A 15,075-nucleotide genomic window follows, 5' to 3' on the forward strand; every position below is an offset into this window, starting at 1 on the left:
CTTTTACACAACGTGCGTTTCATAGTCTGTATTCGCTTCAATACAATGTTTTGCTCGTTGACGGTCATCTTCTGTTTGAAAGCTTAAACGAAGCACACCATAAATATCTTCGCGCGTTTCAATAATGCGAATGTTTGTAATGCTAATGCGTTCTTTTGCTAAATAGCCCGTAATTTCAGAAATAACCCCTGGATAGTCTGGCACATCAACATATAAATCGTAAAAAGAAGGAATCGCTCCTTTCGTTCGAACAGGCAAGCCATCACGAAACTGTTTCGCTTCATGAAAGTATTGATAAATGCGGTCGCTATCCCCATCAGCAACATATGCGCGAATTTTTTTCATTTCCTCGATCCAACGATCAAACAGCTGTAGCAACTCCTCTTTATTATGTATGAAAATATCACGCCACATTTCTGGGTTGCTTGAAGCAATGCGCGTAATATCACGAAATCCACCTGCGGCTAATCGACTCACAAGTTCATCTTCTCGCTCGTACTGCTGTGCTTGATGAACAAGGCTTGCTGCAATAATGTGCGGAAAGTGACTAATGACGCCAGCGATGCGGTCATGCTCTTTCGGTGTTAATGTAACAAAATGGGCTTTCGTTCCTTTAAGCCAATGTTTTAGTCGTATGACATCTTCTTCTTTCACATGTTCCGTTGGTGTTAAAATGTAAAAAGCATTTTCAAACAGATGCGCACGCGCAGCCGCCACTCCGCTTTTATGTGAGCCGGCCATCGGGTGTCCACCGATAAACGTCGCTCCTCTTTCTAATAACGGCAACGCTTGTTTGACAATGCGCTCTTTTGTGCTTCCAACATCTGTTATAATTACGTTTGGTCGTAACGGGAGATGAACTAAATCTCGAAGCAATTGCTCCGTTTGAACGACAGGGGCAGCAAGCACGATGACATCCGCTTCACATGCCCCATGAGCAAACGACGGTACTGCTTCATCAATGACACCGAGCGAACGCGCCAAACGCAACGATTCGTCTGATACGTCATATCCGATCATTGTCGCGTTCGGATGCGCTCGCTTTATAGCAAGCGCAATCGAACCACCAATTAAGCCAAGACCCGCAATTAAAATGTTTCCTCGCAAAACTGCCCCCTTCTTTCTTTCAACATGTTTGTTAAAACACGAATAATCGTTTCGTTTTGTTCCGGTGATCCGACTGTAATGCGCACAGCGGTCGGAAAACCGAGAGCGCATCCTGAACGAACAATGATGCCGCGTTGAAGCAAATACGTAAACACTTCGTCACCGCTAAAACCGAAATCAATTAAAATAAAATTCCCTTCCGACTTGTAGTAACGCAAGCTGTGTTCATCACAAAATGTGTAGAATTGATTTAACCCTTGTTTATTTTTTTGTGCACATTGTTCAATAAATGTTTGATCGTTTAATGCGGCCAATGCAGCGACTTGCGCCAGCCGAGATGTATTAAATGGTTCGCGCGCTGGCTCGATTGCTTGTAAAATATGCTCATGAGCAATGCCATATCCGATGCGGAGCGCTGCTAACCCATATGCTTTTGAAAACGTGCGTAAAATCATCATATTTTCATATTGTCGAAGCAAAGAAACGGTATTAGGATAATCTTCCGCTTGCACGTACTCATAATACGCTTCATCAACAACGACGAGCACATGTTTTGGTACTTTGTCTAAAAAGGCACGCAAAGAAGCGTCATTCACATACGTCCCTGTCGGGTTGTTTGGACTACAAATCCAAACGACACGTGTATCATCATCGATCGCTGCAAGCATCGCTTCTAAATGATGATGTCCGTCTTGAAGAGGAATCTCGCGCACCTCCGCACCTTCAATGATCGCATTATGGCGATATTGTGGAAATGTCGGCGTAGCCATTACTGTATTCGTCCCTTTTTGTAAAAAGGCGCGACAAACGATTTGAACAACTTCATCCGAACCATTTCCGAAAATGAGTTGCTTTTCATTGACGCCAACGTGCATTGCAAGCGCCTCTCGCAACGCTCGGCTATATCCGTCAGGATACAACGCTAAGTAATCAAGTTCTTTAATAATCGCTTGTTGAACAAGCGGCGAATATCCGTACGGATTTTCATTTGATGCAAGTTTAATGACCGTTTCTAACCGATATTCACGTTTTACTTCTTCAATCGGTTTGCCCGGTTGATACGGTTTTAGTTGGTTCAGTTGTTGTTTGACTTTCATTTTTCCCCACCCTTTTCAATGGTTCAATAAGTGAAACGACATATTGGGAAAAAGCGATAAGCGCGTTTGGGCGTGTACGGACATCGTTTAATTCATCTTGTAGCTGTTCGATTTTTTGTACAATGGCGCTGCCGATAACGACGCCATCACATACGTGTTGAAGTCGCTCCACTTGCTCAGCTGTCGAAATACCGAATCCGACGACAACAGGGACACGGCTATATAATTTCACTTGTTTCAAAAATTCGTGCAATTCCGCCGGCAACGAATCCCGAATGCCCGTTACACCTAACGATGACACGCAATATAAAAACGATTGAGCTTGCGATGCAATCATTGCGATGCGTTCATGAGACGTTGGAGCGACAAGCGAAATATAAGGAATTCCATATGTGTCACCTAATGTTCTCATATGCTCGCTTTCTTCAAACGGTAAATCTGGAATGAGTACACCGCTCGCACCGTTTTGTTGCGCTAAAGCAAAAAAGCGTTCTTCTCCTAATTGTAACACAGGATTGTAATACGTAAAGACAATAATCGGAATTTTTACACCTTTTTTTCGCATCCGTCCGACGAGTTCAAGCGCTTTTGTTAACGTCATTCCATTTTTTAGCGACCGACTCGCTGCTCGCTGAATAATTGGGCCATCTGCAAGCGGATCCGAGTACGGTACACCAACCTCTAATATCGTCGCACCCGTTTTTTCAAGAGTAATAGCTAAATCCACCGTCACGTCTTCAGATGGATCACCCGCCACGATAAATGGAATAAAATGTTTCATCCCCGCTCATCCCCTTCCAAATAGTTCATCACCGTTTGCACATCTTTATCTCCTCTTCCTGATAAACAAATGAGAATCGTTTCGTTTTTTGGACGAAGGGGGGCGATTTGAAACGCTTTGGCAAGCGCGTGCGCTGATTCGATCGCTGGAATGATTCCTTCTGTTTCTGCAGTCATTTGAACTGCTGCAATCGCTTCTTCATCTGTGACACTTTCATAGCGAACACGACCGATATGTGCTAAATATGCATGTTCTGGTCCGACACCTGGATAATCCAATCCCGCTGAAATCGAATAAGGTTCCGTAATTTGACCGTGTTCATCTTGCAATACGTATGTGAGGGAGCCATGAATGACACCTTTTGTCCCTTTTGTTATTGTTGCAGCATGCTCAGTTGTATGCACACCTTTTCCAGCAGCCTCGACACCAATACATTCGACGTCATCCTCTAAAAATGGATGAAACATGCCAATCGCATTACTTCCACCACCAACACAAGCGATGATCGTATTTGGGAGTTTTCCTTCTACTTTTAACATTTGTTCGCGCGCTTCTTCCCCGATAATACGTTGAAATTCACGCACCATCATCGGATACGGATGCGGTCCAACGACAGAGCCAATCATATAAAAATGATCGTCACAATGCTCCACCCAATAACGAATCGCTTCGTTTGTCGCATCTTTTAGTGTACGATTGCCGCTTGTTACTGGAATGACTTGTGCACCAAGCAATTTCATACGAAATACGTTTAATGCTTGTCGCTTCACATCTTCTTCACCCATAAACACTTTACATTCCATACCAAAACGAGCGGCAACAGTAGCGGCAGCTACTCCGTGTTGACCTGCACCTGTTTCAGCGATAATTTTTCGTTTTCCCATTCGTTTCGCTAACAACGCTTGCCCAATGGCGTTGTTAATTTTATGAGCACCGGTATGGTTTAAGTCTTCACGTTTAAAGTACATTTTCGCCCCGCCTAATCGTTCTGTCAAGTTTTTTGCAAATGTTAAAGCGGTCGGACGGCCCGAATATTCATACAAATGATGCATATATTCGGCATGAAACGAAGGATCAGCCAACGCTTCATGCAGTTGTTGTTCAATATCAGCTAACGGGCGCATTAATGTTTCTGGAACAAACTTTCCGCCAAACATGCCAAAGCGACCACGTTCATTTGGTAATGTTACCATTTCATCACCTTCTGTTCCATTTGTTTTATTTTTTGTTCACTTTTCTGCTCATTTTCTTCAATGCCACTACTAATATCTATACCAAACGGCTCATATGCTAACAGTTGCTCAACATTGTCCGGCGTAATACCTCCAGCGATGAAACAAGGCACACCTTGGTTATATGCTTCTTCCATATAGTGAGGAACATTGCACCAATCAAATGAGATGCCTGTTCCCCCCCACGCTCCTTTTCGTCCGCTATCAATGACAAAACCGTCTGCAATGCCCTTCCATGCGCGCATATATGTCCATGCTTTTGGGGTGTGATGAATGACTTTCCAAACGGGAAGTTGAAACGCCTCTTTTATCTCCTTCACCATCTGGACAGTTTCCATCCCATGACATTGAATAATGGATAATGGAACGTGCTCAAGAACGGAAGCAACGGAACGAATAGTTGGATGAACGAAAACCCCAACGATTTGTTTTGTTTCAAGTTGAACGACAGATAACCATCGTTTTACATCTTTCGATTCGACTTTTCGCTTACTTTCGGCAAAAACGAATCCGATATAGTCTGCTTTGCTTTTGGCAATAATTTGAACATCTTGCAACGAACGATTCCCACAATATTTTAAAACGGTCATATTTCACGCTCCCCAAACAATTCATAAACGGCTACATCGACAGCCGGCTTGCGCATAAGCGCTTCACCGACGAGCATCGCATGAGCGCCTGCTTGGCGAACGGTTTGTACGTCATCATATGTGTGAATGCCACTTTCACTAACAATAATGCATGGAGGCAAAAGCGGAACAATTTGTTTTGTCACATGAAGCGATGTGTGAAACGTTGTTAAATCGCGATTATTGATGCCGATCACTTTCGGTGTGAAACGTTTCAAAATTGTTTCTACTGTTTTTTGAGTATGCACTTCTACTAAACATTGCAATCCCATTTCGTGCGCTTCTTCATATAATTCATGCAAAAAACTCGGATCAAGTGCCTCACCAATGAGTAAAATGGCATCTGCGCCAATGCGCACACTTTCGACAAGTTGTTTACGATCAATAATAAAGTCTTTACGTAAAATTGGAATTTGCACGTGTTGTTTCACTTGTGTCACGTATGACCGGTGGCCAGCAAAATATTTTTCATCTGTTAAAACAGACACGACATCGGCACCTGCTTGCTCGTATGCGCGAGCAATATCAACGACATTCACGTGTTGTCGAATGATTCCTTTTGATGGCGACGCTTTTTTCACTTCTGCAATCAATCCTAAAACGCGACGTGGCTTCGCTAAAGCGTCGTAAAACGAACGACTCGGAAGCTGTTCATATGTCTCTGGTAATTGTAACGATAAAACTTCTTCTCTCTTTGTTTGTAAAATTGTCTCAAGCATACATAGCACCTCGCAATCGCTGTAAATATGCATAAGCACGACCGGTTTCAATCGCTCGCTTCGCCATATTCACTCCTTCTTCAATATTCGATGCAACACCAGCAACATATAAAACAACACCTGCGTTTAGTAAAACGATATTTGTCGCACTTTCATTTGCGCGTTGAGCAAACACACGTTCAATGAGTTGAGCACTTTCGTTTACGCTATGAACGCATATATGAGACAAACAACCACGCTGTAGCCCTACATCTTCTGGTGTAATGATGCGCTCAATGATATGGTCATGTTTGAGTTCAATTAATTGTGTTACCGCACTGATGCTACATTCGTCTAAACCGTCATCGCTTGTGACAAATACGGTATGTTCCGTTCCAATTCGTCGCAACGCTTCAGCCATTTTGCGCGCATCTGTTTTATCATGTACGCCAATGACTTGGCGTTTCGGTTGAGCTGGATTGACGAGCGGACCGAGCAAATTGAATACTGTTCGCATTTTTAAACTTTGACGAACAGGGGCAACATGCTTCATTGCCTCATGATAAAATGGAGCAAATAAAAAAACGAGCCGATGTGTACGTAACGCTTGTTTTGCTTCTTCTTCCGTTTTCGGCATTGGGATTAGGAAATGCTCAATGACATTCGCGCTTCCACTTGTCGACGACACCGCACGATTGCCGTGCTTTGCGACTGCAACATCGAGCGAAGCCACAAGCAAAGCGACGGCTGTCGAAATGTTAAATGTCCCTTTTCCATCTCCACCTGTTCCACACGTATCAATCACTGGTTCGTCGAAAGAAACCGTTCGCATACGTTCACGCATGGCCCGAATAAAGCCAACAAGCTCATCAACCGTTTCACCACGAAACCGCAACAAAACTAAAAAAGCAGCTACTTGTCTTTCATCCACTTCCCCGCTCATCATCGCATGCATCGCTTCATACGCTTCTTGTTCCGTCAACGTTTGTTGTCCAGCACATTTATGCAAAAACCGTTCAAACATGTCGCTTCCCCCTTTGAAATACGTGCTCTGCAAGCTGAATGGCATGAATTAAAGCGCTCGCTTTATTTCGTGTTTCTTTCCATTCCAATGCAGGCAATGAATCCGCAACGATTCCCGCCCCTGCTTGTACGTATGCTACATTATTTTTTAATACAGCTGTGCGAATAGCTATACACGAGTCAATATTCCCGTCAAAACCAATATAGGCAACCGTACCTGCATATACGTTGCGTGCTGTCGGCTCTAGCTCTTGAATAATTTGCATTGCCCGAATTTTCGGTGCTCCGCTCACCGTTCCTGCAGGAAAAGCTGCGATAAGGGCATCAAGCGGATGAACGTCATCACGGAGCGTTCCCGTTACTTTTGAGATTAAATGCATGACGTGTGAAAACTTCCCGATTTGCATAAATTGTGGCGTACGCACCGTCCCATACATAGCAACGCGACCGACGTCGTTGCGTGCTAAATCGACAAGCATATAATGTTCCGCTCGCTCTTTCGGGTCATGAAGCAACTCGTTCATGAGCGCAACATCTTCTTGTTCATTTTTACCGCGGCGACGCGTTCCTGCGATCGGATCAATTTCAAGCTCCCTGTTTCGTACTTGAATGAGCTTCTCTGGGGAGCTACCGACGATGTGTTCTTCACCAATTTTTAAATAAAATAAGTATGGTGACGGATTTAATAAACGTAATAAACGATATAGCTCAAGTCCATCAATGGAAGTTTCAATCTCAAATCGTTGCGACAACACCGTTTGAAACACATCTCCGCTGGCAATGTACGATTGAATGTTTTCAACAGCTTCATAAAACATGTCGCGATCCATATTCGAACGAACTCGGTCAAATGAAACACATATATTTCGGTCGAACATCATATGTGCTTGTTCATCGTAGCCTTGAACCATTTGACGTGCTAGCTCATCGATTCTTCGGCAAGCTGCTTCATATTTTTCTACTTGTTTTGCTTCATCATCTGTTTCCGTTAAACGAACATAATGAATAAGTAATAGCTCTTTCTTTATATGATCAAAGGCAAAAAGTGTTTCACAAACGACAAAATGGACGATTTTCATTTGTAAGTCGTTATGTGGATGATATGGAACTTTCTCAATAGAAGAAATAAAATCGTAACTCATATAACCGACAGCCCCCCCACGAAATGGGACGTCTAATGATAACAGTTGAACGTTTAAATGATGTTGCATCGTCGCAAACGCTTCTTGGATTGTCGCCGTACACGCGAGCACTTGTTGCTGTTCTTTCACAAAAAATTGTTTGCCATCGTCGCTTTCAATCGACATAAATGGGCGAATACCGATGAATGAATAGCGCGACCAAGGGGACATGTCGTCTTTGCTTTCAAGCAAAAACGCTGCTTCATCACGTAACGCCATAAATAGTTGAATGGGTTGAAACGTATCTGCAAAAAAACGGCGCACAATCGGAATTGTTCGAAACCGGGAAGCTGTTTGTAAAAATGTAGCTATATTCATGATCGTTCTCCTTTCTCGGAGAATGAACATGAGGGGAAACAAAGAGGAGAGTAAAAAAGCCTAAAGACGAGCAGTCTTTAGGCGTACGTATCCTAATGATCCTCTGCTCCGCTCTCACTCATTCTCTACTCAACTCTTACTCTACTCAGCTAACTTACAAACCATCATATTATATATCTGACTTTTTTGTCAACTTTAAATCTGGGCGAAGTTGGATGGCATCACGTAAATACACGTGATGCATATCTTGTTGCGTTCGATTTGTATGTACGGTCATCATGACGCGAATACATTTTGGTAACGCTTGTGGAACGTTGATTTCACGCATACACATGACAGGTACGTACGTCCAACCATCTAAATGACGCAACGCTTTCGCTGGAAACGTAGCGTTTAAATCATCGGTCATCGAAATGAGCACGGATACGACATCTTCTGCGTGCACATCGTTTTGACGAATCATTTCCGTTAACAATCGTTTCGTTTCGTCTATAATTTCTCGTTCATCGTTATCGCTCACAGTCGTTGCCCCGCGAATCGCTCGAATCACTCCTCTTCCCTCCTTCTTCGGCAAACGCGTATAACCATCTCAATAATTGCTCATCGTCTATACGCTCTACACATACCGTTCCAATCTCTTTCATTAACACCATACGCACCGTTTGATCTTTCGCTTTCTTATCTTTTTTCATTTTTTCGAGCAACCGTTCAGGCGATACGTGCGATGGAAGGGATGTTGGAAACCCGTAATGTTTAAATAGCGTTCGAAAAGATGAATAAAAAAGCGGTTGTTTGTAAAAATGTTCGCTTACAAAAATGGCAAATAGCATACCAAGAGCAACCGCATCGCCATGCGTCATCACCCCATAGCCGAGTTCGCTCTCTAGCGCATGACCGAGCGTATGACCGAAGTTTAAATGAGCACGAACACCGTGCTCTTTTTCATCTTTGGCGACAATGGCCGCTTTAATTTCAATTCCTTTTTGAATCGCGTATTGCAAACGATCACCATGCAAATCATCGAGATTTTGCACATTGGCCTGTAACCAACCGAAAAAAACACGATCATAAATTAAAGAGTGTTTAATAATTTCCGCAAAACCTGACCGCATTTCCTGTTCTGGAAGCGTATGAAGCAAAGAAATATCGTAAAAAACGAGTTCAGGCTGATAAAAAGCGCCAATCATATTTTTTCCGAGCGGATGGTTAATAGCCGTTTTCCCACCAACAGCACTGTCATGCGCTAGTAACGTCGTCGGCACTTGAACGAATCGAATGCCACGCATATATGTCGCTGCGACAAAACCTGCTAGATCTCCAACGACCCCTCCGCCAAGCGCAATGATTAATGAATCACGATCGAGACGGTTTGTTAACGCTGCTGTATGACACGCGTAAAACTGTTCAAATGACTTCGCTTCTTCTCCACTTGGAATAATATGCGTATACACACGGTCATATGTTTGTCGAAGAGCTTGTTGCACATCGGCTAAGTAAAGCGAAGCGACTGTTTCATCTGTAATGATAAGGACAGCTGTCACATGTGGACAAATACGATCAATCATGCGATCTATCATATGCAATAATTCATTCCCAATGACAACTTCATATTGTTTCGACGACGTAGCGATGTGAATGCGTTTCATCATTAAAACTCCTTTGCGTACCGGCGCATGTTTTCCACATTCTCTATAATGAGATCGATGCGATCTTGTCCAAATTGTTCGACAATGGCATTTGCAACTTCCCATGCTACAACGGCTTCCGCAACAACGCTTGCCGCTGGAACTGCGCAACTATCTGAACGTTCAATGCTTGCTGCAAACGGTTCTTTCGTTTCAATATCGACACTCATGAGCGGTTTATATAATGTCGGAATCGGCTTCATGACTCCGCGAACAACGATCGGCATGCCCGTCGTCATCCCGCCTTCAAATCCGCCAAGTCGGTTCGTTTTGCGCGTATATCCCGTTTCTTTGCTCCATATAATTTCATCGTGCACTTCGCTGCCAAAGCGACGTGCAGCTTCAAATCCGATACCAAACTCAACGCCTTTAAAGGCATTGATGCTAACAATCGCAGCAGCAATTTTTGCATCTAACTTCCGATCATAATGAACATAGCTCCCTACGCCAACCGGAACACCTTCAACAATGACTTCAACAATTCCACCAATCGAGTCGCCTTTTTCTTTCGCTTCATCAATTGCGGCCATCATCTTTTTTTCCGCTTCCGCATCAAAACAACGAACAGGAGATTGTTCTGTCACTCGTTGCAACTCCTCAAGCGATGTATACGCGGTATGTTCCGCCTTTACTCCTCCAATTTCAACGACGTGGCTTGCGATGCGAATACCTAATTCCGATAAAATGCGCTTCGCTACCGCTCCAGCTGCTACGCGCACCGTTGTTTCACGCGCCGAAGAACGCTCTAATACGTTGCGCATATCACGATGACCATACTTGATCGCCCCGTTTAAGTCAGCGTGTCCTGGACGTGGGCGCGTCACTTTTCGTTTCACTTCTTCTGTATCACTAGCGAGCGGTTCGATCCCCATAATGTTCGTCCAATGTTTCCAGTCGCGATTTTCAACAACGAGTGTAATCGGGGAACCGAGTGTTTTCCCGTGACGAACACCGCTTAAAATCTTTACTTCGTCTTTTTCAATTTGCATGCGTCGCCCACGACCATATCCTTTTTGCCGACGAGCTAACTCTTCGTTAATATGCTCCGCCAAAAGCGTCAATCCGGCCGGGACACCTTCAATAATTGTTGTTAATTGTGGACCGTGAGATTCACCAGCTGTTAAGTATCGCAATTCCCTCTCTCCCTTCATCTCTTTAAAGCGATTATGTATGAATATAGCACATTTTTTCTACGGACGTAACCCCTTAATTGCACAGAAAGCGACCTGGCTCGGCCGCAACTACATTTTTCGGTAAAAAAACGTATCTTCCACTTCAAAACCGTATGCAGTCGGATTAAAAATTTGTTCCGTGCTACCGACGAAAAATATTCCTCCAGGTCGAAGAGCGCGATTAAATTTTAAGTACAACTCATGTTTTGCTTCTTCTGTGAAATAAATAAGCACGTTGCGACAAACAATTAAGTCGAAGTTTGTATCAAACGGATCGGCAAGCAAATTATGCTTTTTAAACGTGACCGTTCGTTTAATATCATCGATAATTTTATAGTGAGCCCCTTCTTTAACAAAAAATTTTTTCTTCACATCTTCTGGCACTTCTTGAAGAGAACGTTCCATATAAATGCCAAGCTTCGCGCGAGCCATGGCGTTATCATCAATGTCTGTCGCTAATACACTCACTTGCGATAATGGCATAAATTTAGACAAAATAATTGCTAACGTATATGGCTCTTCCCCAGTTGAGCAAGCGGCACTCCAAACTTTTAATCGTTTATTTTTTTCAAGAAGTTTCGGAATAATTTTTTTCTCTAGCACTTCCCATCGTTTTGCATTTCGGAAAAATTCAGATACGTTAATCGTCATGCGATCTAAAAACTCATGAAACAACGCTTGATCATGATTCATTGCCCGAAAAAATTCATCAAAATTTTTAAATCCTTTCTTTTCATAAAGAGAAGTTAAGCGCCGTTTCATTTGCGCTTCTTTATATAACGCTAAATCAATACCTGTTTTTCGTTTCACGTTTGCAATAAATTGTTGATAATCACTCATTCTAAAAACTCCTCTTCCTTTTCTTTCATACATACAGTATAACGAAAATGTGAAAAAACAGGAATAAAAAAATAAAGATAGGCATGCGCCTACCTTTTTAGTATATCCACTCGTTCATTAGCTTGTTGTAAGAAACGAGTTCTTCTTCTTTGAAAAATAGTTGAATTTCGCGCGCAGCGCTCTCTTTGGAGTCAGAGCCGTGAATGATATTTTTTCCGACAGTTAAGCCGAAATCACCGCGAATAGTGCCTGGTAACGCTTCTTGTGGGTTTGTTTTTCCCATCATTTGACGAGCTGTTGCGATGACGTTCTCGCCTTCCCATACCATCGCAAATACTGGACCGGACGTAATAAATTCAACGAGCTCACCGAAAAACGGACGCTCTTTATGTTCTGCATAATGTTGTTCAGCAAGTTCACGCGATACTTGCATCAACTTTGCTCCGACAAGCTGAAAACCTTTGCGCTCAAAGCGAGCAACGATGTCACCAATGACACCACGCTGTACCCCATCTGGTTTGACCATTAGAAATGTTCTTTCCATGACGAATTCTCCACCCCTGATACGTTATGTATTGGAAATGATTCCTTTGCAATTATATCATCTTACATATAAATTAGCAATATTCGCCATGAAAACGATTTAATTTTTTCTTTTAGTACTTCCGTTTCCCGATATATTTTGCAATATTGTAAAAGGCTGTCCAGGCACGGTTGCGTGGCAACTTTTGTAATGTATCAAGCGCTTTTTGTAGATAGCGATCCCCAAGCTCATATGACTTTTCGATCGCATTTGTTTGCTTAATGCGATCAATGACATTCGCCATTTCACGACTTGTCGTATGTTCGTTTACTTTCATAATTTGTTCCTTTAACGTTCGTTCTTTCATAGCATACAGAACAGGAAGTGTCACGTTTCCTTGCGATAAATCACTTCCTGCTGGCTTACCGAGTTGCTTTTCCGTCCCAATAAAATCGAGAATATCGTCTGTAATTTGAAACGACATACCGACGTAATAACCGAACCAATACAATTTTTTATGGACAGCTTCCGGCGCTCCTGCTACGACCGCACCGAGTTGACAACTTGCTGCAATGAGTAACGCCGTTTTTCTCTTAATTCGTTGCAAATAGCGACGTAAATTTTGATCAAATCGATATTTGTCACTAATTTGCTCAATTTCTCCTCGACATACTTCAACAATGGTGTTTGCTAAAATATGATGAGCGACGGGATCATCGATTTCACACATTTGCTCGAGCGCTCGGGCAAACAAGTAGTCACCAACGTACATGGCAAATCGATCGCCCCATTTCGCTTGAATCGTTTCCTTTCCACGTCGCAACATCGCCCCATCAATCACATCATCATGGACAAGAGAAGCCATATGAATGAGCTCCAGAGCCACAGCTACCCGCTTCATCTTCTCAAAATGATACGTACCAAATTGTCCGCCAAGCAAAACAAACACTGGACGAATGCGCTTTCCGCCCGCCTCAAGCAAATGTAACGATGCTTCATTGACGAGCGGATCGGACGTTTGCACCGTTATTTTCAATTGTTCTTCAATTCGGTTTAAATCTCCATTTAAAAACGAATACATCGCTTTTAGCTTCATCACTATTCACCTTAACATCTATCAGGTTTATGTCCGAGATGCATCGCCGCCACTCCGAACGTATACGGTTTCACTTGTACGTCCACGAAACCGGCTTGACGAAACATATTCGCTAACTCATCCATTCCCGGAAATTCACGTGCTGACTCTTGTAACCACGAGTATTCTTCATAACTTTTCGCAAAAATTTTCCCAAAAAAGGGCATGATATAGCGAAAATAGACATAGTACAGTTGCCGAAAACCGATAAGCGTTGGCTGTGACGTTTCTAGACAAACGACTTTTCCGCCTGGCTTTGCTACACGATACATTTCTTTTAATACCGTCATATAATCAGGAACGTTACGCAATCCGAAACCGATAGTAACATAGTCGAACGTATCGTCAGGAAACGGTAAACTCATCGCATTGCCATGGACAAGCGTAACATGTTGAAAACCACGCTCTTTTACTTTTTCTTCTCCTACTTTTAACATATTGCGACTAAAATCAAGCCCATACACTTCACCGCTAGGTCCAACGGCTTCGGCTAACGCGATTGTCCAATCTGCCGTCCCGCAACATACATCGAGCGCTTTCGCTCCCTTTTGTACATTCATTCGTTTCATCGTATCTTTTCGCCATGCGACATGACGTTTAAAACTAATAACTGAATTCATCCGATCATAATGGTCAGAAATTTTTTCAAACACGCGATGCACACGTTCTTCTTTCGATTGTTGCATAAAATCCCCTTCTTTCAACTAAAATCAAGCGAGGAGATGAGAGAATCGCTCTTTTACTTCTTCGTGCACATGAAACGGGGGAAGATCTTGTAATTTTCGTTGACAGTGATCGATATAACCCATCAACGCTGTCGATTTCGCTCCATCACGCCGAACACGTTTTAGCGCGAATAAGTAATACGCTAACTCTCCCCACTCATGGGCATGCACATGTTCTGCAAGCTGACGAAGCAAGGCGGATTCAATAACAGCGATGCAATGAAAGCGTTCAAGATCATCCGACGACAGTTGCTGCAGGTGAATTTTTTGTATGTTGATCTCTTTAATCGCTTCAGCAAAGCGACGAATGAGTGAAATGTCGTGTCGTCGCGCTAAAAAGTCGTAGTACAATCCACTATATAAATCTCCGGCAAGCACAGTTAATTGCTTTTGTTGCATCATTTGTTGCTCATCTACTTCGTCATGGGTGTCAAGGGCGAGTTGAATTAACATCATGGCAAACACGTAATCGAGCGCGATGCTTTCTTCCACCTGAGCCGAACGTAACATAGAAAGAGCAAACGATACGCGATCTTCGTCTATGATGCGTGGTTGTATATAACGATCTACGTACGAATGGGCAATTGCGCGTTGAATGCGCATTTGTACTTGTTCGATTTGCTGTTGCATATCCATGACTTATCACCCTTGCTTCCCAAAAACTCAAACTTTATTATATCACAAACCGTCTTCACGTTAACGATGATTTTTCGCATCAGACTGGATTTCGCCATGTTGCGTTTGAATAAGTGCTTTTCCACGTACTTTAATCGCTGATGTATGCTCTGTAAATTGCGCAATTAGTACTTCCCCTTGATCGAGCTTTTCAGAATGATGAAAACGCGTATCCGAACCACGCGTTAACCCGATGACATTCACTCCGTCTTCTAACGCTTTAATCACAACATAATCACCTTGCATCATAATGC

The 15,075-nt window shown here is 43.0% G+C and carries 17 protein-coding genes; all 17 read right to left on the bottom strand.

Going from position 1 to position 15,075, the window contains the following annotated elements:
* Positions 1-3: 3 nt before the first annotated feature.
* Positions 4-1,107, bottom strand: coding sequence for a prephenate dehydrogenase (locus tag HNQ84_RS03885; protein ID WP_435621236.1), 1,104 nt, complete (start codon positions 1,105-1,107; stop codon positions 4-6).
* Positions 1,089-2,204 (bottom strand): histidinol-phosphate transaminase, encoded by a 1,116-nt coding sequence (gene hisC / locus HNQ84_RS03890; protein WP_435621237.1) that lies wholly within the window; start codon positions 2,202-2,204, stop codon positions 1,089-1,091. Before hisC ends, HNQ84_RS03885 begins: the two co-directional genes overlap by 19 nt.
* On the bottom strand, positions 2,146-2,985 hold the full coding sequence (trpA, locus tag HNQ84_RS03895; protein ID WP_435621238.1) for a tryptophan synthase subunit alpha: 840 nt from the start codon (positions 2,983-2,985) through the stop codon (positions 2,146-2,148). The genes hisC and trpA overlap by 59 nt, the downstream gene beginning before the upstream one ends.
* The gene (gene trpB / locus HNQ84_RS03900) at positions 2,982-4,178 is read right to left on the bottom strand and encodes a tryptophan synthase subunit beta (protein ID WP_435621239.1); all 1,197 of its coding nucleotides are present in this window, start codon (positions 4,176-4,178) and stop codon (positions 2,982-2,984) included. Before trpB ends, trpA begins: the two co-directional genes overlap by 4 nt.
* On the bottom strand, positions 4,172-4,807 hold the full coding sequence (locus HNQ84_RS03905; protein WP_435621240.1) for a phosphoribosylanthranilate isomerase: 636 nt from the start codon (positions 4,805-4,807) through the stop codon (positions 4,172-4,174). The genes trpB and HNQ84_RS03905 overlap by 7 nt, the downstream gene beginning before the upstream one ends.
* A complete protein-coding gene (gene trpC / locus HNQ84_RS03910; protein ID WP_435621241.1) occupies positions 4,804-5,565 on the bottom strand; it encodes an indole-3-glycerol phosphate synthase TrpC in 762 nt (253 codons plus the stop codon). Before trpC ends, HNQ84_RS03905 begins: the two co-directional genes overlap by 4 nt.
* Positions 5,558-6,568: an anthranilate phosphoribosyltransferase gene (gene trpD / locus HNQ84_RS03915; RefSeq protein ID WP_435621242.1), complete on the bottom strand. Its 1,011-nt coding sequence runs from the start codon at positions 6,566-6,568 to the stop codon at positions 5,558-5,560. Before trpD ends, trpC begins: the two co-directional genes overlap by 8 nt.
* Complete coding sequence (trpE, locus tag HNQ84_RS03920) at positions 6,561-8,066, bottom strand: anthranilate synthase component I (protein WP_435621243.1); 1,506 nt, start codon at positions 8,064-8,066, stop codon at positions 6,561-6,563. The genes trpD and trpE overlap by 8 nt, the downstream gene beginning before the upstream one ends.
* Before the next feature lie 169 nt (positions 8,067-8,235).
* A complete protein-coding gene (aroH, locus tag HNQ84_RS03925) occupies positions 8,236-8,616 on the bottom strand; it encodes a chorismate mutase (RefSeq protein ID WP_435621244.1) in 381 nt (126 codons plus the stop codon).
* Positions 8,576-9,715, bottom strand: a complete 1,140-nt coding sequence (gene aroB, locus HNQ84_RS03930; RefSeq protein WP_435621245.1) for a 3-dehydroquinate synthase — start codon at positions 9,713-9,715, stop codon at positions 8,576-8,578. Before aroB ends, aroH begins: the two co-directional genes overlap by 41 nt.
* A complete protein-coding gene (aroC, locus tag HNQ84_RS03935) occupies positions 9,715-10,884 on the bottom strand; it encodes a chorismate synthase (protein WP_435621246.1) in 1,170 nt (389 codons plus the stop codon). The genes aroB and aroC overlap by 1 nt, the downstream gene beginning before the upstream one ends.
* A gap of 108 nt (positions 10,885-10,992) precedes the next feature.
* Entirely contained in the window at positions 10,993-11,763 is a 771-nt protein-coding gene (locus tag HNQ84_RS03940) for a CheR family methyltransferase (protein WP_435621247.1), read from the bottom strand.
* Positions 11,764-11,860: 97 nt separating this feature from the next.
* Positions 11,861-12,307, bottom strand: a complete 447-nt coding sequence (ndk, locus tag HNQ84_RS03945) for a nucleoside-diphosphate kinase (RefSeq protein ID WP_032099885.1) — start codon at positions 12,305-12,307, stop codon at positions 11,861-11,863.
* Positions 12,308-12,419: 112 nt separating this feature from the next.
* The gene (hepT, locus tag HNQ84_RS03950; protein ID WP_435621248.1) at positions 12,420-13,382 is read right to left on the bottom strand and encodes a heptaprenyl diphosphate synthase component II; all 963 of its coding nucleotides are present in this window, start codon (positions 13,380-13,382) and stop codon (positions 12,420-12,422) included.
* Positions 13,383-13,393: 11 nt separating this feature from the next.
* Complete coding sequence (locus HNQ84_RS03955; protein ID WP_435621249.1) at positions 13,394-14,107, bottom strand: demethylmenaquinone methyltransferase; 714 nt, start codon at positions 14,105-14,107, stop codon at positions 13,394-13,396.
* A 24-nt stretch (positions 14,108-14,131) separates the two neighbouring features.
* The gene (locus tag HNQ84_RS03960; RefSeq protein ID WP_435621250.1) at positions 14,132-14,782 is read right to left on the bottom strand and encodes a heptaprenyl diphosphate synthase component 1; all 651 of its coding nucleotides are present in this window, start codon (positions 14,780-14,782) and stop codon (positions 14,132-14,134) included.
* A gap of 60 nt (positions 14,783-14,842) precedes the next feature.
* Complete coding sequence (gene mtrB, locus HNQ84_RS03965; RefSeq protein WP_004889838.1) at positions 14,843-15,070, bottom strand: trp RNA-binding attenuation protein MtrB; 228 nt, start codon at positions 15,068-15,070, stop codon at positions 14,843-14,845.
* Positions 15,071-15,075 lie beyond the last annotated feature (5 nt).

Source organism: Anoxybacillus eryuanensis, assembly GCF_051200995.1.
Taxonomy (GTDB): Bacteria; Bacillota; Bacilli; order Bacillales; family Anoxybacillaceae; genus Anoxybacillus; species Anoxybacillus tengchongensis.